Annotated in this window: 35 protein-coding genes; all 35 read right to left on the minus strand. The window is 68.4% G+C overall.

Going from position 1 to position 21,789, the window contains the following annotated elements; all coding sequences use genetic code 11:
* Positions 1-278: bL17 family ribosomal protein (locus tag J1M38_RS01220; protein WP_241246384.1), on the minus strand; the 278-nt coding region annotated here is incomplete at its 3' end.
* 75 nt (positions 279-353) lie between these two features.
* Positions 354-1,352, minus strand: a complete 999-nt coding sequence (locus tag J1M38_RS01225; protein ID WP_041103317.1) for a DNA-directed RNA polymerase subunit alpha — start codon at positions 1,350-1,352, stop codon at positions 354-356.
* 132 nt (positions 1,353-1,484) lie between these two features.
* A complete protein-coding gene (gene rpsK, locus J1M38_RS01230) occupies positions 1,485-1,889 on the minus strand; it encodes a 30S ribosomal protein S11 (RefSeq protein ID WP_002857513.1) in 405 nt (134 codons plus the stop codon).
* A gap of 83 nt (positions 1,890-1,972) precedes the next feature.
* A complete protein-coding gene (gene rpsM, locus J1M38_RS01235) occupies positions 1,973-2,341 on the minus strand; it encodes a 30S ribosomal protein S13 (protein ID WP_017487821.1) in 369 nt (122 codons plus the stop codon).
* Positions 2,342-2,615: 274 nt separating this feature from the next.
* Positions 2,616-2,729: a 50S ribosomal protein L36 gene (gene rpmJ, locus J1M38_RS01240; protein ID WP_002857509.1), complete on the minus strand. Its 114-nt coding sequence runs from the start codon at positions 2,727-2,729 to the stop codon at positions 2,616-2,618.
* Positions 2,730-2,764: 35 nt separating this feature from the next.
* A complete protein-coding gene (gene infA / locus J1M38_RS01245) occupies positions 2,765-2,986 on the minus strand; it encodes a translation initiation factor IF-1 (RefSeq protein WP_010080397.1) in 222 nt (73 codons plus the stop codon).
* A gap of 204 nt (positions 2,987-3,190) precedes the next feature.
* Entirely contained in the window at positions 3,191-4,033 is an 843-nt protein-coding gene (gene map / locus J1M38_RS01250) for a type I methionyl aminopeptidase (RefSeq protein ID WP_036381552.1), read from the minus strand.
* Positions 4,034-4,037: 4 nt separating this feature from the next.
* Positions 4,038-4,655 (minus strand): adenylate kinase, encoded by a 618-nt coding sequence (locus tag J1M38_RS01255; protein ID WP_036381548.1) that lies wholly within the window; start codon positions 4,653-4,655, stop codon positions 4,038-4,040.
* 51 nt (positions 4,656-4,706) lie between these two features.
* Positions 4,707-6,014 (minus strand): preprotein translocase subunit SecY, encoded by a 1,308-nt coding sequence (gene secY / locus J1M38_RS01260; protein ID WP_036317778.1) that lies wholly within the window; start codon positions 6,012-6,014, stop codon positions 4,707-4,709.
* Positions 6,015-6,179: 165 nt separating this feature from the next.
* Positions 6,180-6,632, minus strand: coding sequence for a 50S ribosomal protein L15 (gene rplO, locus J1M38_RS01265; RefSeq protein ID WP_036317776.1), 453 nt, complete (start codon positions 6,630-6,632; stop codon positions 6,180-6,182).
* The gene (gene rpmD, locus J1M38_RS01270; RefSeq protein ID WP_002857502.1) at positions 6,625-6,849 is read right to left on the minus strand and encodes a 50S ribosomal protein L30; all 225 of its coding nucleotides are present in this window, start codon (positions 6,847-6,849) and stop codon (positions 6,625-6,627) included. Before rpmD ends, rplO begins: the two co-directional genes overlap by 8 nt.
* Before the next feature lie 3 nt (positions 6,850-6,852).
* Entirely contained in the window at positions 6,853-7,602 is a 750-nt protein-coding gene (gene rpsE, locus J1M38_RS01275) for a 30S ribosomal protein S5 (RefSeq protein ID WP_002857500.1), read from the minus strand.
* A complete protein-coding gene (rplR, locus tag J1M38_RS01280) occupies positions 7,599-7,973 on the minus strand; it encodes a 50S ribosomal protein L18 (protein WP_002857498.1) in 375 nt (124 codons plus the stop codon). The genes rpsE and rplR overlap by 4 nt, the downstream gene beginning before the upstream one ends.
* On the minus strand, positions 7,973-8,506 hold the full coding sequence (gene rplF / locus J1M38_RS01285; protein ID WP_036381545.1) for a 50S ribosomal protein L6: 534 nt from the start codon (positions 8,504-8,506) through the stop codon (positions 7,973-7,975). Before rplF ends, rplR begins: the two co-directional genes overlap by 1 nt.
* Before the next feature lie 30 nt (positions 8,507-8,536).
* Positions 8,537-8,935, minus strand: coding sequence for a 30S ribosomal protein S8 (rpsH, locus tag J1M38_RS01290; RefSeq protein WP_002857494.1), 399 nt, complete (start codon positions 8,933-8,935; stop codon positions 8,537-8,539).
* A gap of 73 nt (positions 8,936-9,008) precedes the next feature.
* A complete protein-coding gene (rplE, locus tag J1M38_RS01295) occupies positions 9,009-9,584 on the minus strand; it encodes a 50S ribosomal protein L5 (protein WP_036317773.1) in 576 nt (191 codons plus the stop codon).
* Positions 9,584-9,925, minus strand: a complete 342-nt coding sequence (gene rplX, locus J1M38_RS01300) for a 50S ribosomal protein L24 (RefSeq protein WP_036317770.1) — start codon at positions 9,923-9,925, stop codon at positions 9,584-9,586. Before rplX ends, rplE begins: the two co-directional genes overlap by 1 nt.
* Positions 9,926-9,929: 4 nt before the next feature.
* A complete protein-coding gene (gene rplN, locus J1M38_RS01305) occupies positions 9,930-10,298 on the minus strand; it encodes a 50S ribosomal protein L14 (protein WP_002857487.1) in 369 nt (122 codons plus the stop codon).
* Between the two features lie 342 nt (positions 10,299-10,640).
* The gene (gene rpsQ / locus J1M38_RS01310) at positions 10,641-10,922 is read right to left on the minus strand and encodes a 30S ribosomal protein S17 (protein ID WP_036317768.1); all 282 of its coding nucleotides are present in this window, start codon (positions 10,920-10,922) and stop codon (positions 10,641-10,643) included.
* The gene (rpmC, locus tag J1M38_RS01315; RefSeq protein WP_036317766.1) at positions 10,919-11,188 is read right to left on the minus strand and encodes a 50S ribosomal protein L29; all 270 of its coding nucleotides are present in this window, start codon (positions 11,186-11,188) and stop codon (positions 10,919-10,921) included. Before rpmC ends, rpsQ begins: the two co-directional genes overlap by 4 nt.
* 4 nt (positions 11,189-11,192) lie before the next feature.
* Positions 11,193-11,609 (minus strand): 50S ribosomal protein L16, encoded by a 417-nt coding sequence (rplP, locus tag J1M38_RS01320; protein ID WP_036317764.1) that lies wholly within the window; start codon positions 11,607-11,609, stop codon positions 11,193-11,195.
* A complete protein-coding gene (gene rpsC, locus J1M38_RS01325; RefSeq protein ID WP_002857479.1) occupies positions 11,609-12,427 on the minus strand; it encodes a 30S ribosomal protein S3 in 819 nt (272 codons plus the stop codon). Before rpsC ends, rplP begins: the two co-directional genes overlap by 1 nt.
* Positions 12,428-12,429: 2 nt before the next feature.
* Positions 12,430-12,795, minus strand: coding sequence for a 50S ribosomal protein L22 (gene rplV, locus J1M38_RS01330; RefSeq protein WP_017487837.1), 366 nt, complete (start codon positions 12,793-12,795; stop codon positions 12,430-12,432).
* A 51-nt stretch (positions 12,796-12,846) separates the two neighbouring features.
* Positions 12,847-13,128 (minus strand): 30S ribosomal protein S19, encoded by a 282-nt coding sequence (gene rpsS, locus J1M38_RS01335; RefSeq protein ID WP_002857475.1) that lies wholly within the window; start codon positions 13,126-13,128, stop codon positions 12,847-12,849.
* 15 nt (positions 13,129-13,143) lie between these two features.
* The gene (rplB, locus tag J1M38_RS01340; protein ID WP_010080386.1) at positions 13,144-13,983 is read right to left on the minus strand and encodes a 50S ribosomal protein L2; all 840 of its coding nucleotides are present in this window, start codon (positions 13,981-13,983) and stop codon (positions 13,144-13,146) included.
* Between the two features lie 37 nt (positions 13,984-14,020).
* Positions 14,021-14,326 (minus strand): 50S ribosomal protein L23, encoded by a 306-nt coding sequence (gene rplW / locus J1M38_RS01345; protein ID WP_002857471.1) that lies wholly within the window; start codon positions 14,324-14,326, stop codon positions 14,021-14,023.
* A complete protein-coding gene (rplD, locus tag J1M38_RS01350) occupies positions 14,323-14,958 on the minus strand; it encodes a 50S ribosomal protein L4 (protein WP_041103272.1) in 636 nt (211 codons plus the stop codon). The genes rplW and rplD overlap by 4 nt, the downstream gene beginning before the upstream one ends.
* 4 nt (positions 14,959-14,962) lie before the next feature.
* Positions 14,963-15,613, minus strand: coding sequence for a 50S ribosomal protein L3 (gene rplC / locus J1M38_RS01355; protein ID WP_036317759.1), 651 nt, complete (start codon positions 15,611-15,613; stop codon positions 14,963-14,965).
* Positions 15,614-15,633: 20 nt separating this feature from the next.
* Positions 15,634-15,942 carry a 30S ribosomal protein S10 gene (gene rpsJ / locus J1M38_RS01360; protein ID WP_002857463.1) on the minus strand — a complete coding sequence of 103 codons (309 nt, stop codon included), beginning with the start codon at positions 15,940-15,942 and terminating at the stop codon, positions 15,634-15,636.
* Positions 15,943-16,268: 326 nt separating this feature from the next.
* Entirely contained in the window at positions 16,269-16,736 is a 468-nt protein-coding gene (locus J1M38_RS01365) for a DUF3817 domain-containing protein (protein WP_041103558.1), read from the minus strand.
* Positions 16,733-16,873 carry a hypothetical protein gene (locus J1M38_RS01370; protein WP_162833779.1) on the minus strand — a complete coding sequence of 47 codons (141 nt, stop codon included), beginning with the start codon at positions 16,871-16,873 and terminating at the stop codon, positions 16,733-16,735. The genes J1M38_RS01365 and J1M38_RS01370 overlap by 4 nt, the downstream gene beginning before the upstream one ends.
* Before the next feature lie 128 nt (positions 16,874-17,001).
* Positions 17,002-18,192 carry an elongation factor Tu gene (gene tuf, locus J1M38_RS01375; RefSeq protein ID WP_036317754.1) on the minus strand — a complete coding sequence of 397 codons (1,191 nt, stop codon included), beginning with the start codon at positions 18,190-18,192 and terminating at the stop codon, positions 17,002-17,004.
* A gap of 281 nt (positions 18,193-18,473) precedes the next feature.
* Positions 18,474-20,588 (minus strand): elongation factor G, encoded by a 2,115-nt coding sequence (gene fusA / locus J1M38_RS01380; protein WP_036381535.1) that lies wholly within the window; start codon positions 20,586-20,588, stop codon positions 18,474-18,476.
* A gap of 118 nt (positions 20,589-20,706) precedes the next feature.
* On the minus strand, positions 20,707-21,177 hold the full coding sequence (gene rpsG / locus J1M38_RS01385) for a 30S ribosomal protein S7 (RefSeq protein ID WP_010080379.1): 471 nt from the start codon (positions 21,175-21,177) through the stop codon (positions 20,707-20,709).
* Positions 21,177-21,551: a 30S ribosomal protein S12 gene (gene rpsL / locus J1M38_RS01390; protein WP_002854787.1), complete on the minus strand. Its 375-nt coding sequence runs from the start codon at positions 21,549-21,551 to the stop codon at positions 21,177-21,179. Before rpsL ends, rpsG begins: the two co-directional genes overlap by 1 nt.
* Positions 21,552-21,789 lie beyond the last annotated feature (238 nt).

Consider the following 21,789-nt stretch of genomic DNA (forward strand, 5'->3'; position numbering starts at 1 on the left):
GCCATCGCCGGGCCGATCACGGTGAACAGCTCGTGCACGACCGCCTTGTTAGTGCGGTTCTTGGCGGCGATGAGACCCTGCACCTTGCGGCGGGCCGGCAGATCGCCCTTCTTGGCGAAGGTGATCAGGCGCTCGGCGTACGGGCGCAGGCGCTTGGCGCGGGTGAGCGTCGTGGTGATCGACTTGTGCTCGAACAGCTGGGCGGACATGTTCGCCAGCATGATGCGCTCGTGGGCCGGGCTGCCGCCCAGACGCGGACCCTTGGTGGGGGTAGGCATGGTGTTTCTCCTCGGGTGGGACCCTTCAGCCGGCTGCGGCGTCGGGTCGAAGATGTCAGGTGGTGCGGAATCGGCTCAGTAGTCCGAGAACGGGTCGTCGTCCATCTGGCGCGCGTGCGCCTGCGGGTCGTAGCCGGCCGGCGAGTCCTTGAAGGACAGGCCCAGCTCCTGGAGCTTCTCCTTGACCTCGTCGATGGACTTCGCGCCGAAGTTGCGGATGTCCATCAGGTCGGCCTCGGAACGGCCCACGAGCTCGCCCACGGTGTGGATGCCCTCGCGCTTGAGGCAGTTGTACGAGCGCACGGTGAGCTCGAGCTCCTCGATCGGCTGGGCCAGGTCGGCGGAGCCCTCGACGACCTCGGGCTCGTCACCCAGGTCGATGCCCTCGGCCTCGACGTTGAGCGAGCGGGCCAGGCCGAACAGCTCGACCAGGGTGGAGCCGGCAGAGGCCACCGCGTCACGCGGCAGCATGTTCTCCTTGGTCTCCACGTCCAGGATCAGACGGTCGAAGTCGGTGCGCTGCTCCACACGGGTGGCCTCGACCTTGAAGGTCACCTTGAGGACCGGGGAGTAGATGGAGTCGACCGGGATACGGCCGATCTCCGCGTCCGCGGACTTGTTCTGGGCGGCGGTCACGTAGCCGCGACCGCGCTCGATGGTCAGCTCCATGTCGAACTTGCCCTTCGCGTTCAGGGTCGCGATGTGCAGGTCCGGGTTGTGGATCTCGACGCCGGCCGGCGCGGTGATGTCCGCGGCGGTGACGACGCCGGCCCCCTGCTTGCGCAGGTAGGCCACCACGGGCTCGTCGTTCTCCGAGGAGACGGAGAGCTTCTTGATGTTGAGGATGATCTCGGTGACATCCTCCTTGACTCCGTTGACGGTGCTGAACTCGTGCAGCACGCCGTCCACGCGGATGCTGGTCACGGCAGCACCGGGGATCGACGAGAGCAGAGTGCGGCGCAGGGAGTTGCCGAGGGTGTAGCCGAAGCCGGGCTCCAGGGGCTCGATGACGAACCGGGAACGACGGTCGGAGACGACCTCTTCGGTCAGCGTGGGGCGCTGTGCAATGAGCACGGACATTTCCTTTCGGCGAGCGTCCGCCATATGACGCACGCGGTGGGTGGAAACGAGGACGGGGTGGGGGCAGGTCCGCAGACCTGTCCGCGTCCGCCCCGGGCGGGGGCGGACGCGGACACAGCGCTCAGGTCAGACGCGGCGGCGCTTCGCCGGGCGAGCGCCGTTGTGGGCCATGGGGGTGACGTCCTGGATGGACCCCACCTCGAGGCCGGCGGCCTGCAGGGAGCGGATGGCGGTCTCGCGGCCCGAGCCCGGACCCTTCACGAAGACGTCCACCTTCTTCATGCCGTGCTCCTGCGCACGCTTGGCGGCCTGCTCGGCGGCCATCTGCGCGGCGTACGGGGTCGACTTGCGCGACCCCTTGAAGCCGACCTCGCCGGACGAGGCCCAGGAGATGACGGCACCCGTGGTGTCCGTGATGGACACGATGGTGTTGTTGAACGTGCTCTTGATGTGGGCCTGGCCCACGGTGATGTTCTTGTTGGCCTTGCGACGCGGCTTGCGGGCAGCCGATGCGCGAGTCTTGGGGGGCATGTGATTCTCCTCCGGGAAAGCTGCTGGTGCTGATGCTGCGGGCGGGGCGTCCGGACGTGGACGCGGTCACCGCCGGTGCAGGATCACTTCTTCTTGCCGGCGACCGTCTTCTTGGGGCCCTTGCGGGTACGGGCGTTGGTCTTCGTGCGCTGGCCGCGCACCGGCAGGCCGCGGCGGTGGCGCAGGCCCTCATAGGAGCCGATCTCCACCTTGCGACGGATGTCGGCGGCCACCTCGCGGCGGAGGTCGCCCTCCACCTTGTAGCTGCCCTCGATGTGGTCGCGCAGCTGCACCAGCTGCTCGTCGGAGAGGTCCTTCACGCGGATGTTCGGGTCGATGCCCGTGGCGGCGAGGGTCTCCTCAGCGCGGGTCTTGCCCACACCGTAGATGTACGTGAGTGCGATGATCACGCGCTTCTCGCGCGGAATGTCAACGCCTGCAAGACGAGCCATGTGGCCGTCCTCCTGTTCTTCTGCAGCAGGGGTCTGCACCAGGGACGTCCCGCACGACGCGGCACTGGGCCTCGCGGACCCGTCGTCGCGGCGCCGGGGAAGATCCGGCGTGCTCCGCGGCGGGCGTCCGCCGTCGTCGGTCTCCGGCCCCTGCGGCCGGAGGTGGGGGCCCTCCCCTCACGGGGTGGACCGCTGTCCCTGCTGTTCGGCCCGATGGCCGGTGGGTGGTGTGGTCAACGCGACGGCGTCGCTCCCCGGGCTCCCGGGGAGGCGATCAGCCCTGGCGCTGCTTGTGGCGCGGGTTCGAGCAGATCACCAGCACGCGGCCCTTACGGCGCACGACCTGGCACTTGTCACAAATCCGCTTCACGCTCGGCTGAACCTTCACGGCTCTTCCTCCTGCGCTCGCTTGGACGGGGGTTCTTACTTGTATCGGTACACGATCCGACCCCGGTTGAGGTCGTACGGGCTAAGCTCCACCACGACGCGATCCTCGGGGAGGATGCGGATGTAGTGCTGACGCATCTTTCCGGAGATCGTGGCGAGCACGACGTGCTCGTTCTGCAGACGGACCCGGAACATCGCGTTCGGCAATGCCTCCGACACCGTGCCCTCGACCTCGATGACACCTTCCTTCTTAGCCATGTCCTCCACAATCGTCATGCCCCGGGCACGGCCGCGGAGGGCCGGGTGACGGGGCGGGAACGGGTCTGCTCGCCGGCGCACACGAGTGCGCGCACACGAACAACGTTCGATGATACCGCATTCTCGGTCTGAGAACCAGCACAGACGACGACGGCCGCCCGGTCCGCCGGACGGGCGGGACGGACGGCCGACAGCTCGGGCCGCTCACTCCCCCGGCGGGACCGGGACCACGCCGAACCGGGCGAGCTCGGAGGCGCCGCCGTCGGGCGCGGTGAGCACCCACACACCGCCGTCGTGCCGGCAGACCGAGTGCTCCCACTGGCTGGCGCGGGCGCCGTCGAGGGTCACCACGGTCCAGTCGTCCGCGAGCACCTTCGTGTCGATGGAGCCACGCACCAGCATCGGCTCGATGGCGAGTGCCAGACCGGGGCGGATCTTGGGCCCCCGGTGGCCGGTGCGGTAGTTGAACACGTCCGGCGGCAGGTGCATGGCCGAGCCGATGCCGTGCCCCACGTACTCCTCGAGGATGCCGAGCTCCTCGCCCGGCTGCGCGGAGACGAAGTCGTCGATGGCGTCCCCGATGTCCCCGACGTGGGTGGCGGAGGCGAAGGCCGCGATGCCGACCCAGAGTGCCTCCCGCGTGATCGCCGAGAGGCGCTCGTCGGCCGGGTCCGCGGTGCCGGCCGCGGAGGAGCCCAGGATCACCGTGCGGGCCGAGTCGGCGTGCCAGCCGTCCACGATCGCGCCCCCGTCGACCTTCAGCACGTCGCCGGTCTGCAGGACCCGGTCCCCGGGGATGCCGTGCACGACCTCGTCGTTGACCGAGGTGCAGATCGAGGCCGGGAAGTCGTAGTAGCCCAGGAAGTTGGACGTGGCACCGCGCTCGGCCAGCACGCCCGCGAACACGGCGTCCAGCTCCGCGGTGGTGACGCCCGGCGCGGCCGCGGCCAGCGTGGCGTCCAACGCCTCGGACAGGACCACCCCCGCGCGCTGCATGGCCTGCAGCTGGGGGGCGGTCTTGAGCTCGAGCGAGCGGCGGCCGATCACGGGGTCAGGACTCCGCGCCCGGCTGGATCACGGGCAGGGAGCCCGTGGCGGCACGCACGGAGTACACGGCCTGCAGCAGGCGCTCGGTGACGTCGTCGATCTGCCCGGTGCCGTCCACGCGGGCGACGATGCCGCGCTCCACGTACTCCTGGATGACGGACTCGGTCTCGCGGTGGTACAGGTCCAGGCGGTGCTCGATGACCTCCTGGGTGTCGTCCGCGCGGCCCTCGATCTCGGCACGCTTGAGCAGACGCTCCACGAGCTCCTCGTCGGGCACCTCCAGCTCGACGACGGCGGACAGCGACTGGCCGGACTCGGCGAGCATGGCGTCCAGCGCCTCGACCTGGCCCTTCGTGCGCGGGTAGCCGTCCAGCAGGAAGCCGTGCTCCGCGTCGGCCTGGGCGATGCGGTCCGCGACCATGCGGTTCGTGACCTCATCGGGGACGAAGTCGCCGTTGTCGATGTACTTCTTGGCCTCGACGCCGAGCGGCGTCATCGACTTCACGTTGTGGCGGAAGATGTCACCGGTGGAGATCGGGACGATCCCCATCTTGTCGGCGATCCGGGTGGCCTGGGTGCCCTTGCCGGAACCGGGAGGGCCCATGAGCAGCATGCGGGTCATCGTGTGTTCCTCACTGTCGATACGGACGGCGTTGCGGGATCGGGTCGGGGCTCAGCGCAGCAGGCCCTCGTAGTGGCGCTGCTCCATCTGTGCGCTGACCTGCTTCACGGTCTGGAGGCCGACGCCCACCATGATGAGGATGGACGTGCCGCCGAGCGGGAAGTTCTGGCTGGTGCCGATCACCGCGAAGGCGATCAGCGGGATCATGGCCACGATACCGAGGTAGAGGGCGCCCACGAGCGTGATGCGGCTGATGACGTACTGCAGGTAACGCTCGGTGGGCCGGCCGGCGCGGACGCCGGGGATGAAGCCGCCGTAGCGCTTCATGTTGTCCGAGATCTCCACCGGGTTGAACGTGATGGACACGTAGAAGTACGTGAAGCCGATGATGAGCAGGAAGTACAGGGCCATGTACACCGGGTGGTCGCCGGGGCCGAAGTACCGGCTCAGCCACGTGATCCACGGGGCCGGCGCACTGCCGTCCTGCGGCGTGTTGAACTGGATGAGGATGCTCGGGAGCATCAGCACGGAGGAGGCGAAGATGACCGGGATGACGTTGGCCATGTTCACCTTGACCGGGATGTAGGTGCTCGACCCGCCCACGGTCCGCGAGCCGATCTGCCGCTTGGCGTACTGGACCGGGATCCGGCGCTGCGACTCCTCCACGAAGACGATGGCCAGCATGGTGAGCAGGCCGATCCCCATGACGATCGCGAACACGCGCCAGCCCTGCGTCTGGACCACCTGGCCGAGGCCGGCCGGGAAGCCCGCCGCGATGGAGGTGAAGATGAGCAGGGACATGCCGTTGCCCACGCCGTTCTCGGTGATCCGCTCGCCGAACCACATGACGATGAGACAGCCGGTGGTCAGGGCGATGACCACGAGCAGCACCGTGAGGATGGAGCCGTCGCGCAGCAGCGGCAGGCTGCATCCGAGCAGGGCCCCGGTGCGGGCCAGCGAGGCCATCGTGGTCGCCTGCAGCAGGGCGAGGGCGAGGGTCAGGTAGCGGGTGTACTGCGTCAGCGTCGCCTGGCCCTGCGGGCCCTCCTGGTGGAGCTGCTCGAAGCGCGGGATCACCACGCGCAGCAGCTGCACGATGATCGACGCCGTGATGTAGGGCATGATGCCGAGCGCGAAGACGGACACCTGCAGGAGCGCCCCGCCCGAGAACATGTTCACGAAGGAGTACAGGCCGCCCTGGGCGTTGCCCGCCGCGAGACACTGCTGCACCGCCGGGTAGTCCACCCCGGGGGCCGGTACGAAGGCGCCCATCCGGTAGACGGCGATGAGCGCGAGCGTGAAGGCGATCTTCCGCAACAGGTCAGGCGTCCGGACGATCCGGGCGATGGCCTTGAGCACGAGTCCTCCTGCGGTGGTCCTGTGGGGCGCGCGCCGGCCGCGGGGCGGGGCACGAGACGGCGGCCACACCGGGGCGGCCGCTGTGCGAGTCTACACGGACGGACCGAGGGCCCTGGTCCGGAGCGGCTGCTCCGGGCCAGGGCCCTCGGTGGATGGGTCGGCGTGTCAGAGGGTCTCGGTGGACCCGCCGGCGGCCTGGATCTTCTCCACGGCGGACGAGGAGAAGGCGTTCGCCTTCACCTGCACGGCCGAGGTGATCTCCCCCGTGCCCAGCACCTTCACGGGCTGACCGCGACGGACGAGGCCCTTGGACACGAGCGCGTCCACGGTGACCTCACCGCCCTCGGGGAAGTGCGCGGAGAGCTTGTCCAGGTTCACGACCTGGTACTCCGTGCGGAACGGGTTCTTGAAGCCGCGGAGCTTCGGCAGACGCATCTGCAGGGGCAGCTGGCCGCCCTCGAAGCCCGCACGGACCTGGTAACGGGCCTTGGTGCCCTTGGTGCCGCGACCGGCGGTCTTGCCCTTCGACGCCTCACCGCGACCCACACGGGTCTTGGCGGTCTTGGCACCGGGGGCCGGACGCAGGTCGTGGACCTTGATGGCGTCGTTGTCAGCCATTGTTGACCTCCTCCACGGACACCAGGTGCGGCACGGTGTTGACCATGCCGACCGTCACCGCGTCGGCCTTGCGGGTGACCTGGTGGCCGATCCGCTTCAGGCCCAGCGAGCGCAGGGTGTCCCGATGGTTCTGCTTGGAGCCCGTGACGCCGCGGGTCTGGGTGATGACCAGGGTGGCGTCCGAGGGCTGGATGTTCTTGCGAGTGGGCTCAAACACGGCTCACGCACCTGCCTTCGCGCTCTTCTGGGCGCGATCGTTCTCCATGGTGCGCAGCATCGCATGGGGGGCGATCTCGTCCAGGGCCTTGCCGCGGCGGGCGGCGACGGCCTGGGGCTCTTCCAGCTTCTTGAGTGCGTCCACGGTGCCGCGCACGATGTTGATCGCGTTCACGGAGCCCATGGACTTGGACAGCACGTCGTGGATGCCGGCGCACTCGAGCACGGCGCGCACCGGACCGCCGGCGATCACGCCGGTACCCGGGGAGGCCGGGCGGAGCAGCACGACGCCGGCGGCGTCCTCACCCTGCACCAGGTGCGGGATGGTGGAGCCGACGCGGGGGACGCGGAAGAAGGACTTCTTGGCCTCCTCCACGGCCTTCTGGATCGCGGCGGGGACCTCCTTCGCCTTGCCGTAGCCGACGCCGACGGTGCCGTCGCCGTCACCCACCACCACGAGGGCGGTGAAGGAGAAGCGGCGGCCGCCCTTGACGACCTTGGAGACGCGGTTGATGCCCACGACGCGCTCGAGGAACTGGTCCTTCTCGTCGTCCTGGGCGCCACGACGGTTGCGGTCGTCGCGACGGCCGCCACGACGATCGCCGTCACGGCCACCGCGGCCGCCGTCGCGACCGCCGCGGCCACCGGTGGCGCGCTCGGTGGTCTGGCTCGCCGAGCCCGACCCGGTCTCGGAGACGGTGGTCTCGGTGCTCTCGGTCACCTGAGTGTCCTTCTGGTTGATGTTCTCGGTCACAGCTGCAGCCCACCCTCTCGCGCACCGTCGGCCACGGCCGCGACGCGCCCGTGGTACTTGTTGCCGCCGCGGTCGAAGACCACGGCCTCGATGCCGGCCGCCTTGGCACGCTCGGCGACGAGCTCGCCCACGCGCTTGGCCTTGGCCGTCTTGTCGCCCTCGAGCGCACGCACGTCGGCCTCCATGGTGGAGGCGTACGCGAGCGTGCGGCTCTGCGTGTCGTCCACGACCTGCACGAACATGTGCCGTGCAGAGCGGTTGACGACGAGGCGGGGACGGACGGTGGTGCCGGAGATCCGCTTGCGCACCCGGAGGTGGCGGCGGGTGCGGGCGTTGAACTTGCCCTTGCCCTTCACCTTCAGAGTAGACATCACTTACCTGCCTTTCCGGCCTTGCGGCGGATCTGCTCGCCCGCGTAGCGCACGCCCTTGCCCTTGTACGGGTCGGGGCGGCGCAGCTTGCGGATGTTGGCGGCGGTCTCGCCGACCTGCTGCTTGTCGATACCGGCGACGGTGACCTTGTTGCCCTCCACCGTGAAGGTGATGCCCTGGGGCGCCTTCACCGGGACGGGGTGGGAGTAGCCCAGGGCGAACTCGAGGTCCTGGCCCTTGGCCTGCACGCGGTAGCCGGTGCCGACGACCTCGAGCTGCTTGGAGAAGCCGTTGGTCACGCCCTCGACCATGTTGCTGATGAGGGTGCGGGTCAGACCGTGCAGGGAGCGGGACTCACGCTCGTCGTCGGGGCGGGCCACGGTGACCTGCCCCTCCTCGAGGGTGGCCGTGATGGGCGTGGGCAGCGAGTGCTCGAGCTGGCCCTTGGGGCCCTTCACGGAGACGCGGTCGCCGTCGATGGTCACATCGACGCCGGCGGGGATGGTGATCGGGAGACGTCCGATTCGAGACATGTCAGTTCAGCCTTTCTTCCGTCTTGCCCGTCACCAGACGTAGGCGAGGACTTCTCCGCCCACGCCCTTCTTGGCGGCCTGCTGGTTCGTGAGGAGACCAGAGGAGGTGGACAGGATGGCGATGCCGAGGCCGCCCAGCACGTGGGGCAGGTTCGTGGACTTCGCGTACACGCGCAGGCCCGGCTTGGAGATGCGGCGCAGGCCGGCGATCGCACGCTCACGCTGCGGGCCGAACTTCAGGTCGATGGTCAGCTTCTTGCCGACCTCGGCCTCCTCCTCGCGCCAGTCCTGGATGTAGCCCTCGGCCTTGAGGATCTCGGCGACGCGAGTCTTCAGCTTCGAGGACGGCATGGACACGGTGTCGTGGTAGGCCGAGTTTGCGTTGCGCAGACGGGTCAGCATGTCTGCGACGGGATCGGTCATGGTCATGTGGGCTTCACGCCCTTTCTCGCCGTGGTTTCCGCCACCGGTTCACCGGTGGAGGACCTGTGGCGTGGAGGTCTTACTGGTCGGTCTTGAACGGGAAGCCCAGCGCCTTGAGCAGCGCGCGGCCCTCGTCGTCGTTCTTGGCGGTCGTCACCACGGTGATGTCCATGCCGCGCACGCGGTCGATCTTGTCCTGATCGATCTCGTGGAACACGGTCTGCTCGGACAGGCCGAAGGTGTAGTTGCCGTTGCCGTCGAACTGGCGGTCGGACAGGCCGCGGAAGTCACGGATGCGCGGCAGCGCGAGCGTGACCAGGCGGTCCAGGAACTCCCACATGCGGTCGCCACGGAGCGTGGCGTGCGTGCCGATGGGCATGCCCTCACGCAGCTTGAACTGCGCGATGGACTTGCGGGCCTTGGTGATCATCGGCTTCTGGCCGGTGATGGCGGTGAGGTCGGCGACCGCGCCGTCGATGATCTTGGAGTCCTTGGCGGCCTCCCCGACGCCCATGTTGACGACGACCTTCACGAGACCCGGCACCTGCATGACGTTCCCGTACTGGAACTGCTCCTGCAGGGCGCCGCGGATCTCGTCGCGGTACTTGGTCTTCAGACGCGGGGTGACCTTCTCGGTCTGCTGCACCTCGGTCATCACAGCTCCTTCCCCGAGGCCTTGGCGAAGCGGACCTTCACGGTCTTGCTCACGCCGTCCTTCTCGACGGTCTCGAAGCGGTAGCCCACACGGGTCGGCTTCTTGGTCTCCGGGTCCACCACGGCCACGTTCGAGATGTGGATCGGGGCCTCGACGACCTGCAGGCCGCCCTCGGTGGAACCGTTGTTGTCCTGGCCGGCGCGCAGGTGCTTGGTCACGCGGTTCACGCCCTCGACGAGCACGCGCTCATCCGCCGGGAACACGCGCAGGACCTTGCCCTGCTTGCCCTTGTCCTTGCCACTGATGACCTGGACGAGGTCGTCCTTCTTGATCTTGGCCATGAGGTCAGATCACCTCCGGGGCGAGCGACACGATCTTCATGAACTTCTTGTCACGCAGCTCGCGACCCACGGGGCCGAAGATGCGCGTGCCACGGGGCTCGCCGTCGGTCTTCAGGATGACCGCCGCGTTCTCGTCGAACTTGATGTACGAGCCGTCGGGACGGCGGGACTGCTTGCGGGTGCGGACCACCACGGCCTTGACGACGTCGCCCTTCTTGACGTTGCCGCCGGGGATGGCGTCCTTCACGGTGGCGACGATGGTGTCGCCGATGCCTGCGTAGCGGCGTCCGGAACCGCCGAGAACACGGATGGTCAGGATTTCCTTCGCACCGGTGTTGTCGGCGACCTTGAGCCGCGACTCCTGCTGGATCACTTGTCTCTCCTAGCGTCGCGCCGGTTCTCCCCCACGATGGGCGAGCCTTGCGGAACGGTTGAACGGGCATCCCGGGACGCTTACCCCTCCCCCGAGGCGGGCCGCCCGCCGTCGTCCCCCGGCGACGCGTGTTCAGACAGCGTCGGGGAGGTCGAGAGCGGAGGGGCGCGCAGGGCAGGGCCGAGGCGGATCCGGGATCGGCGTGCGCGGCCCTCGGCACACAGGATGGATGGTCCTGCCAACGAGAGGGCGCACGAATATCAGAGTCTAACGCACAAGGCCGCCCCGTGCCAGTGCACGGGGCGGCCCTCTGCGTCGCCGGCCCTCAGGGGGCCGGGTCGATCACTTGGCGCGCTCGACGATCTCCACCAGACGCCACCGCTTGGAGGCGGACAGCGGGCGGGTCTCGGCGAGGCGGACGCGGTCGCCCACGCCGGCGGTGTTGTCCTCGTCGTGCGCCTTCACGCGCTTCGAGGTCTTCAGCACCTTGCCGTAGAGCGAGTGCTTCTTGCGGTCCTCGACCTCGACGACGATGGTCTTGTCCATCTTGTCGGAGACGACGATGCCACGGAGGGCCTTGCGGTAGCCGCGCTCCTCGGAGACGGCCGGGGTCTGCTCGGTCACTTGGCAGCCTCCTCGTTCTTCTCGGCCTGCGCCTCGGCGGCGACATCGCCGCGGATGCCCAGCTCGCGCTCGCGCAGGATCGTGTAGATGCGCGCGATGTCACGCTTGACGGCCTTCAGCCGGCTGGCGTTGTCCAGCTGACCGGTGGCGGCCTGGAAGCGCAGGTTGAACAGCTCCTCCTTGGAGGACTTCAGGGCCTCCAGCAGGCGGGCGTTGTCCATCCCGTCCAGGGACTCGACGTTCAGATCCTTGGTGCCGATCGCCATGGGATCACTCACCACCCTCTCGACGGATGATACGGGCCTTCAGCGGCAGCTTGTGGATGGCCAGGCGGAGCGCCTCGCGGGCGACGTCCTCCGTGACACCCGACAGCTCGAAGAGCACGCGTCCGGGCTTGACGTTGGCGACCCACCACTCCGGCGAGCCCTTGCCGGAGCCCATGCGGGTCTCGGCGGGCTTCTTGGTGAGCGGACGGTCCGGGTAGATGTTGATCCAGACCTTGCCGCCACGCTTGATGTAGCGGGTCATGGCGATACGGGCGGCCTCGATCTGACGGTTGGTCACATAGGCCGGCGTGAGCGCCTGGATGCCCCACTCGCCGAACGTCACGGTGGTGCCGCCCTTGGCGGCGCCGGAACGCTTGGGGTGGTGCTGCTTGCGGTGCTTGACGCGACGGGGGATCAGCATCAGGCGTTGCCTCCTTCAGCGGGAGCGGCGGCCGGGGTCTCGGCGCCGGCGCCGGCGTTCTCCTGGCGGGGAGCACGCTCGGCGCGATCGTTGCGACGACGACGCTCACCGCCGCCGCGGCGCTCGCCGCCACGGCCACGGCCGGAGGGCTGCGCGGCCTCCTTGGCCGCGAGCTCCTTGGCGGTCAGGTCGCCCTTGTAGATCCAGACCTTCACGCCGATGCGGCCGAAGGTGGTCTTGGCCTCGAACTTGCCGAAGTCGATGTTCGCGCGGAGGGTGTGCAGCGGCACGCGACCCTCGCGGTAGAACTCCGAGCGGCTCATCTCGGCGCCGCCGAGGCGGCCGGAGCACTGGATGCGGATGCCCTGCGCGCCGGCGCGCATGGCGGACTGGATCGCCTTCTTCATCGCGCGGCGGAACGCCACGCGCGAGGCGAGCTGCTCGGCCACACCCTGCGCCACCAGCTGGGCATCGGTCTCGGGGTTCTTGACCTCGAGGATGTTCAGCTGGATCTGCTTGCCGGTGAGCTTCTCGAGCTCACCGCGGATGCGGTCGGCCTCGGCGCCGCGGCGGCCGATCACGATGCCCGGACGCGCGGTGTGGATGTCCACGCGCACGCGGTCACGGGTGCGCTCGATCTCCACCTTGGAGATGCCGGCGCGCTCCATGCCGGTGGTCATCAGCTCGCGGATCTTGACGTCCTCCTTGAGGAAGTCAGCGTAGCGCTGGCCCTCCTTGTGGGAGTCCGCGAACCAGTGCGAGACGTGGTCGGTGGTGATGCCGAGGCGGAACCCGTTGGGGTTGATCTTCTGGCCCATTGTCAGTTCCCACCCTTCTCGTCCTTGGACGCGACGACCACGGTCACGTGGCTCGTGCGCTTGTTGATGCGGTACGCGCGGCCCTGAGCACGGGGCTGGAACCGCTTCATGGTCGGGCCCTCGTCCACGAAGGCCTCGGTGATGTAGAGGGCGTCCTCGTCGAAGGCCTGGCCCTCGCGGTCCGCCTTGACGCGGGCGTTCGCCACCGCGGAGGCCACCAGCTTGTACACCGGCTCCGAAGCGCCCTGCTGGGCGAACTTCAGGATGGCCAGTGCTTCGGTGGCCTGCTTGCCACGGACCAGGTCGACGACGCGCCGGGCCTTCATCGGCGTCACGCGCAGGTGGCGCGCAATTGCCTTGGCTTCCATTGCTTCTCTCTTTCGATTCTCGAGAAGGTCAAGCGTGCTGTGCCCTCAGGCTCAGCGGCGCTTGCCCTTCTTGTCGTCCTTCACGTGGCCGCGGTAGGTCCGGGTCGGGGCGAACTCGCCCAGCTTGTGACCCACCATGGACTCGGTGACGAACACCGGGACGTGCTTGCGTCCGTCGTGGACCGCGATGGTGTGACCCAGCATGTCCGGGATGATCATCGACCGGCGGGACCAGGTCTTGATGACGTTCTTGCTGCCCTTCTCGTTCTCGGCCAGAACCTTCAGGTAGAGGTGCTGATCGACGAAGGGGCCCTTCTTCAGGCTGCGAGGCATGTCTTCCCTGCTCCCTTATCGCTTGTTCTTGCCGGTACGACGGCGACGCACGATGAGCTTGTCGCTTTCCTTGTTCGGACGACGCGTGCGGCCCTCGGGCTTGCCGTTCCGGTTGACGGGGTGACGACCGCCGGAGGTCTTGCCCTCGCCACCGCCGTGCGGGTGGTCGACCGGGTTCATGACGACGCCGCGGACGGTCGGGCGGACGCCCTTCCAGCGCATGCGGCCGGCCTTGCCCCAGTTGATGTTCGACTGCTCGGCGTTGCCGACCTCGCCGATCGTGGCGCGGCAGCGCACGTCGACGTTGCGGATCTCACCGGAGGGCAGGCGCAGCTGGGCGTACTTGCCCTCGCGGGCGACCAGCTGCACGGACGCGCCGGCGGAGCGGGCCATCTTGGCGCCGCCGCCGGGGCGCAGCTCCACCGCGTGGATGGTGGTGCCCACGGGGATGTTGCGCATCGGCAGGTTGTTGCCGGGCTTGATGTCGGCGTTCGGGCCGGCCTCGACCACGTCGCCCTGCTTCAGCTTGGCCGGGGCCAGGATGTAGCGCTTGGCGCCGTCCGCGTAGTGCAGCAGCGCGATGCGGGCGGTGCGGTTCGGGTCGTACTCGATGTGCGCGACGGTGGCGGGCACGCCGTCCTTGTCGTGGCGACGGAAGTCGACCAGGCGGTACTGGCGCTTGTGGCCGCCGCCCTTGTGACGGGTGGTGATGCGACCGGTGTTGTTGCGGCCGCCGGTCTTGTGCAGCGGACGGAGAAGGGACTTCTCCGGCGTGGACCGGGTGATCTCTGCGAAGTCGGCCACGGACGAGCCACGCAGGCCCGGGGTGGTCGGCTTGTACTTACGGATAGCCATGTGTCAGTTCCTCGATTAAGTGGTCTCCGCACGCCGATCAGGCGAGCGGACCTCCGAAGATGTCGATGGTCCCGTCCTTGAGCGTGACGATGGCACGCTTGGTGGACTTGCGCTGGCCCCACCCGAAGCGGGTGCGACGGCGCTTGCCGGAACGGTTCAGGGTGTTGACCGAGGCCACGTCGACGTTGAAGATGCGCTCCACCGCCTGCTTGATCTCGGACTTGTTGGAGCGCGGGTCGACCAGGAAGGTGTACTTGCCCTCGTCGATCAGACCGTAGCTCTTCTCCGACACGACGGGAGCGATGATCACGTCGCGGGGATCCTTGTTGATGGAGCCGCTCACTGGGCATCCTCCTTCTTGGCGCCGGAAGCCTGGGCCACGTACGCCTCGTAGGCCGCCTGGGTGAACACGACGTCGTCGGAGACGAGCACGTCGTAGGTGTTCAGCTGGTCGGCGTACAGGGTGTGGACCGCGGGCAGGTTGCGGGCGGACAGGGCGGCGACGTCGTCGGCCCGGTCGATCACCAGCAGCACGTTCTTGCGGCCGGTGTTCAGGGACGCGAGGCCCGCCTTGGCGGCCTTGGTGGACGGGGTGGTCCCGGACACGAGGGCCTCGATGACGTGGACGCGGCCGTTGCGGGCGCGGTCCGACAGGGCACCGCGCAGGGCGGCGGCCTTCATCTTCTTGGGGGTGCGCTGCGAGTAGTCACGCGGGGTCGGGCCGTGGACGACGCCACCACCGGTCATGTGCGGGGCGCGGATGGAGCCCTGACGTGCGCGGCCGGTGCCCTTCTGCTTGAACGGCTTGCGACCGGCACCGGACACCTCGCCGCGGCGCTTCGTCTTGTGCGTGCCCTGACGGGCGGCGGCGAGCTGGGCGACGACGACCTGGTGCATGAGCGGCACGTTGGACTGCACGTCGAAGAGCTCGGCGGGCAGATCGACCTGGACGGTCTTCACGGAGTTCTCAGCCATGGTCTCAGGCTCCCTTCACGGCGCTGCGGACGAGCACGACCTGGCCCTTGGAGCCGGGCACCGCGCCCTTGATCAGCAGGAGGTTGTTCTCCACGTCGATGCCGTGGAGGGTCAGGTTCATGGTGGTCTGGCGCACGGCGCCCATGCGACCGGGCATGCGCTGGCCCTTGAACACGCGGCCGGGGGTGGACGCGCCGCCCACGGAGCCGGGCTTGCGGTGGTTCTTGTGCTGGCCGTGCGAGGCGCCCACACCGGCGAAGCCGTGGCGCTTCATGGCGCCGGCGAAGCCCTTGCCCTTGGTGGTGCCCACGACGTCGACCTTCTGGCCGGCCTCGAAGACCTCCACGGTCACGTCCTGGCCGAGCGAGTACTCGGCGGCGTCGGCGGTGCGCAGCTCGACGAGGTGGCGACGCGGGGTCACGCCGGCCTTCTCGAAGTGACCGGCCAGGGGCTTGGTCACGCGGCGGGGATCGATCTGGCCGTAGGCGATCTGCACGGCGGTGTAGCCGTCGGTCTCCTCGGAGCGCAGCTGGGTGACGACGTTCGGGTCTGCCTTGACCACGGTCACAGGGATGAGCTTGTTGTCCTCATCCCAGACCTGGGTCATGCCGAGCTTCGTGCCCAGCAGGCCCTTGATGTTCTGGGTGTTGGTCATAGTCTCTCAGCACCTCCCTCTCAGAGCTTGATCTCGATGTTGACGTCCGCGGGCAGGTCCAGTCGCATGAGCGAGTCGACGGCCTTCGGGGTCGGGTCGATGATGTCGATGAGCCGCTTGTGGGTGCGCATCTCGAAATGCTCGCGGCTGTCCTTGTACTTGTGGGGAGAACGGATAACGCAGTACACGTTCTTCTCCGTCGGCAGCGGCACGGGGCCGACCACCGTCGCGCCTGCGCGCGTGACCGTGTCAACGATCTTGCGGGCCGAGACGTCGATGACCTCGTGGTCGTACGACTTCAGCCGGATGCGGATCTTCTGTCCCGCCATGGCGTCACGCCTCTCTCGTCGGGTGTGCTGTTCCTGTCCCTGTGCGGCGGATCGTGCCCGCCTTCTTGTCCTCCACCCGCGCGGGGCGAATCCGGTCGGACCGGGTTCCTCGCCGCCGCCGGACTCCGGTCCACGCGGTCGGGCGTGTCGCATTCCTGGGAGGGCACACGCCTGTGGCGGGTCGGAGTGGTGACGTCACATCTGGGCCGAGCTGCCGCCGCGAGACACACGACGACAGCGCAATGGCGCTTGAGCAACCGAATCAGTATAGACAGAAGCGGGCCCAGTCCGCCAATCGGCGGGCCGGGCCCGGCGGTCCCCCGGGCTCAGCGGCCCCACTCGGTGGGCGGGCCGGCATTGAGTAGCAGGGTGAAGACGACGGCGACCACGGCGACCGCCAGGAGCGCGCTGACCACCGGATGGCGCAGCACCACGACGAGAAGCCGTTCGAGGGGCCCCCGCTCCCCCGGCGCGCGGTCCACGACCTGCCACCGCGACGCCGGCTCGCCGCGCCGCCGCTGGGCCCGCTCGAACGGGACCGTCATGAACGGGACGATCGTCGAACCGAGGCCGAGGAGTCCGCGGGCCACGGGCCACCGCCCATCGATCCACACGGCGACCGTCACCACGAGGTAGCAGAGGAACACGAAGCCGTGGACGCCGCCGGCGATCGGCACCATCCGCTCCGTGACTCCGCCGTACTTGAGGCCCATGGCGATCAGCAGACCGGCCCAGGTGAACATCTCGGCCATCGCCGTGACGGCGAAGAGGCGGCGCGGGCCGGGCAGGCTCATCGCTCCAGCTCCCCGCCGCGGTTCGCGCGCCGGATGCGCCGGGCACGGTCGATCTCGGGACGGAAGGTCCGCAGCGCCCAGCGCACGGCCACGACGGCCACGGCGAGCACCACGATGAGGATGAGCAGTTCAGGCATGCTCCCCAGCCTAGCCGCCGCCGCCGCGCCGTCGTCGGACACGGCGACGCCCCCGCCTCCGGGGGACCCGGAGACGGGGGCGTCGCGCGTCAGCGGCTCAACGGAGCCACGAGACGGGATGCGTCAGATCACTTGGTGATCTTGGTGACGCGGCCGGAGCCCACGGTGCGGCCACCCTCGCGGATGGCGAAGCCGAGGCCCTCCTCCATGGCGATCGGCTGGATGAGCTCGACCGACATCTCGGTGGTGTCGCCGGGCATGACCATCTCGGTGCCCTCGGGCAGCGTGATGACGCCGGTGACGTCGGTGGTGCGGAAGTAGAACTGCGGGCGGTAGTTCGAGTAGAACGGGTTGTGACGGCCACCCTCGTCCTTGGACAGGATGTAGACGTTCGCCTCGAAGTTGGTGTGCGGGGTGATGGAGCCCGGCTCCACCACGACCTGGCCGCGCTCCACGTCGTCGCGCTTCAGGCCGCGCAGCAGCAGACCGCAGTTCTCGCCGGCCCAGGCCTCGTCGAGCTGCTTGTGGAACATCTCGATGCCGGTGACGGTGGTCTTCTGCACGTCGCGGATGCCGACGATCTCGACCTCGGAGTTGATCTTCAGGGTGCCGCGCTCGGCGCGACCGGTCACCACGGTGCCACGACCGGTGATGGTGAAGACGTCCTCGATCGGCATCAGGAACGGCTTGTCCTTGTCGCGGACCGGGTCCGGGATGAACTCGTCCACGGCCTCCATGAGGTCCTCGACGGACTTGACCCACTGGGGGTCGCCCTCGAGGGCCTTCAGACCGGAGGTGCGGATGACCGGGGCCTCGTCGCCGTCGAAGTCCTGGGAGGACAGCAGCTCGCGGACCTCCATCTCGACGAGCTCGAGGAGCTCCTCGTCCTCGACCATGTCCGACTTGTTCAGGGCCACGAGCAGGGCCGGCACGCCGACCTGGCGGGCCAGGAGCACGTGCTCACGGGTCTGGGCCATCGGGCCGTCGGTGGCGGCGACCACGAGGATCGCGCCGTCCATCTGAGCGGCGCCGGTGATCATGTTCTTGATGTAGTCGGCGTGACCGGGGGCGTCCACGTGGGCGTAGTGACGCTTCTCGGTCTGGTACTCCACGTGGGAGATGTTGATGGTGATGCCGCGCTGACGCTCCTCGGGGGCGGAGTCGATCGTCGCGAAGTCACGGGCCTCGTTCAGGTCCGGGTACTTGTCGTACAGGACCTTCGAGATGGCGGCGGTCAGCGTGGTCTTGCCGTGGTCAACGTGGCCGATGGTGCCGATGTTGACGTGCGGCTTCGTCCGCTCGAACTTTGCCTTTGCCACTAGTTCCTCCTAAGAACTGGTTCATCGTCAAGAAGACTGCTCAGCCGCCTGCGACGTGCTGACAACTTGACTGAGTCTACTCGGATGGTGCGGGGTTGGGGAAATCCCGGCCTCACGAGGGCCAGTCCGGTTCCAGGCCGTCGGGACCGCCGGAAGCGGACCGGACCTGACCCGTCCTGATCGCGGACCGCCGCGCCGGGGAGGGCGGTCCGGTCGCCCCGGGCCGGCCGCGGCTGCGGCGGCCGACCCGGGGCAGGTCGTTCAGAGCAGGTGACCTGCGGTCACTCGCCCTGGGACTTCTGGATGATCTCGTCCGCCACGGCCTTGGGGACCTCGGCGTAGGAGTGGAAGGTCATCGAGTACACCGCGCGGCCCTGCGTCTTGGAGCGCAGGTCGCCGATGTAGCCGAACATCTCCGACAGCGGCACGAGGGCGTTGACCACCTTCACGCCGGTGGCGTCCTCCATGGACTGGATCTGGCCGCGGCGGGAGTTCAGGTCGCCGATGACGTCGCCCATGAACTCCTCGGGGGTGCGGACCTCCACGGCCATCAGCGGCTCGAGGATGATCGGGTTGGCCTTGCGGACACCCTCCTTGAAGGCCTGGGAGCCGGCGATCTTGAACGCCATCTCCGAGGAGTCGACGTCGTGGTACGCGCCGTCGAGCAGGGTGGCCTTCACGCCGACCATCGGGTAGCCGGCCAGCACGCCGAACTGCATGGCGTCCTGGATGCCCGCGTCCACCGAGGGGATGTACTCGCGGGGCACGCGACCGCCGGTGACGGCGTTCTCGAACTCGTAGACCTCGCCCTCGGCGGTGTCCAGGGGCTCGAAGGACAGCTGCACCTTGGCGAACTGGCCGGAGCCGCCGGTCTGCTTCTTGTGCGTGTAGTCGACCTTGTCGACCTTGCGCTTGATGGTCTCGCGGTACGCGACCTGGGGCTTGCCCACGTTGGCCTCGACCTTGAACTCGCGCTTCATACGGTCCACGAACACGTCCAGGTGGAGCTCGCCCATGCCGCCGATCTCGGTCTGGCCGGTCTCCTCGTTGAGGTTCACGCGGAACGTGGGGTCCTCGGCGACGAGCTTCTGGATGGCGGTGGAGAGCTTCTCCTGGTCACCCTTGGTCTTCGGCTCGATGGCCACGGAGATCACGGGCTCCGGGAAGGTCATCGACTCGAGGATGATCGGGTTCGCGGGATCGCACAGGGTGTCGCCCGTGGTGGTGTCCTTGAGGCCGATCACGGCGTAGATGTGGCCGGCGACCACCTCGTCCACCGGGTTCTCCTTGTTGGCGTGCATCTGGAACAGCTTGCCGATGCGCTCCTTCTTGCCCTTGGTGGCGTTGAGGATCTGCGCACCGGACTCCAGGCGGCCGGAGTACACGCGGATGAAGGTCAGCGTGCCGAAGAAGGGGTGCGTGGCGATCTTGAAGGCGAGCGCCGAGAACGGGGCCTCCTTCGACGCCTCGCGCTCCAGCACCTCCTCCTCGTCGTTCACGGCGTGGCCCTTGACGGAGCCGGCGTCCAGCGGGTTCGGCAGGTAGGCGACCACGGCGTCCAGCATCGGCTGCACGCCACGGTTCTTGAACGCGGAGCCGCAGAACACCGGGTAGGCCTCGGCGTTCACGGTCAGCTGGCGCACGCCGGCCTGGATCTCCTCGACGGTGAGCTCCTCGCCCTCGAGGTACTTCTCCATGAGCTCCTCGGAGGTCTCGGCGACGGCCTCGACGAGCTCGTTGCGGTACTCCTCGGCCTTCTCCTGGAGCTCGGCGGGGATCTCGCGGGTCTCATAGGAGGCGCCCATGGTGACGTCGCCCTTGGCGTCACCCGGCCACACGAAGGCCTTCATGGAGAGCAGGTCGACGACGCCCACGAAGTCGTTCTCGGCGCCGATCGGCAGCTGCATCACGAGCGGACGCGCGCCGAGGCGCTTCACGATGGTGTCGACGGTGAAGTAGAAGTCCGCGCCCAGCTTGTCCATCTTGTTGACGAAGCAGATGCGCGGGACGTTGTACTTGTCCGCCTGGCGCCACACGGTCTCCGACTGGGGCTCCACGCCCTCCTTGCCGTCGAACACGGCGACGGCGCCGTCGAGCACGCGCAGCGAGCGCTCCACCTCGACCGTGAAGTCCACGTGGCCGGGGGTGTCGATGATGTTGATCTGGTGGTCGTTCCAGAAGCAGGTCACCGCGGCGGAGGTGATGGTGATGCCGCGCTCCTTCTCCTGCTCCATCCAGTCCGTCGTCGCGCCGCCGTCGTGGGTCTCGCCCAGCTTGTGGTTGACACCCGTGTAGAACAGGATGCGCTCGGTGGTGGTGGTCTTGCCGGCATCGATGTGGGCCATGATGCCGATGTTGCGGACCTTGTGCAGGTCGGTCAGCACGTCCTGTGCCACGGTGTCTCCCTTGGTCGGGTGGAATGGGGGGGCTCGTGAGGTGGATGCGGTGGGTGGCCCGTCCGAGAGGACGCACCTGCGGCCCGAGGCGCGGATCGCGCGCCCCGGGCCACACGGATCACCAGCGGTAGTGGGCGAAGGCCTTGTTGGCCTCGGCCATCTTGTGGGTGTCCTCGCGACGCTTCACGGCGCCGCCCAGGCCGTTCGAGGCGTCCAGGATCTCGTTCATCAGACGCTCGGTCATGGTCTTCTCACGGCGGGCCTTGGAGAAGCCGACCAGCCAGCGCAGGGCCAGGGCCGTGGAGCGGCCCGGCTTGACCTCGACGGGCACCTGGTAGGTGGCGCCGCCGACGCGGCGGGAGCGCACCTCGAGGGCCGGCTTGATGTTGTCCATGGCCTTCTTGAGGGTGGCCACGGGATCGGCGCCGTTCTTGGCACGGGCGCCCTCGAGCGCGCCGTACACGATGCGCTCGGCGGTGGACTTCTTGCCGTCGACGAGCACCTTGTTGATCAGCTGCGTGACCAGCGGGGAGCCGTAGACGGGATCGACGACGAGGGGGCGCTTCGGCGCAGGACCCTTACGAGGCATTACTTCTTCTCCTTCTTGGCGCCGTAGCGGGAGCGGGCCTGGCCGCGGTTCTTCACGCCCTGGGTGTCGAGGGCGCCGCGCACGATCTTGTAGCGCACGCCGGGCAGGTCCTTCACACGACCGCCGCGGACGAGCACGATCGAATGCTCCTGCAGGTTGTGGCCCTCGCCGGGGATGTAGGCCGTGACCTCGATGCCGCCGTTCAGGCGCACACGGGCGACCTTGCGCAGCGCCGAGTTCGGCTTCTTGGGCGTGGTGGTGTACACACGGGTGCACACGCCACGACGCATGGGGTTCCCCTGCAGGGCAGGGGCCTTCGTATTGACGACCTTGGGTGAGCGGCCCTTGCGGACCAGCTGCTGAATCGTAGGCACTCTTCAGCCTTCCTGTGTTTCGGTGATCGCTGACGTGATCGACCGGCGCCCGGGGCGCCGGCTGCTCGTTCCTCTGCTCTGCCTCTCCCTGTGGGGGCTCGCAACGAGCAGACGTCCGCAGGCGTGCAAAAGTGTGGCATCTGCCGCGCAATGACCCCGCGACCCGGACAGCGTCCAATTTGCCACACGAAAAACAATCCTTGACAGCATAGCACGCCCCGGCGCCGTCGACGAGCCG

Origin of the sequence: Micrococcus sp. KRD070 (assembly GCF_017168435.1) — a bacterium.
Lineage (GTDB): Bacteria > Actinomycetota > Actinomycetes > Actinomycetales > Micrococcaceae > Micrococcus > Micrococcus luteus.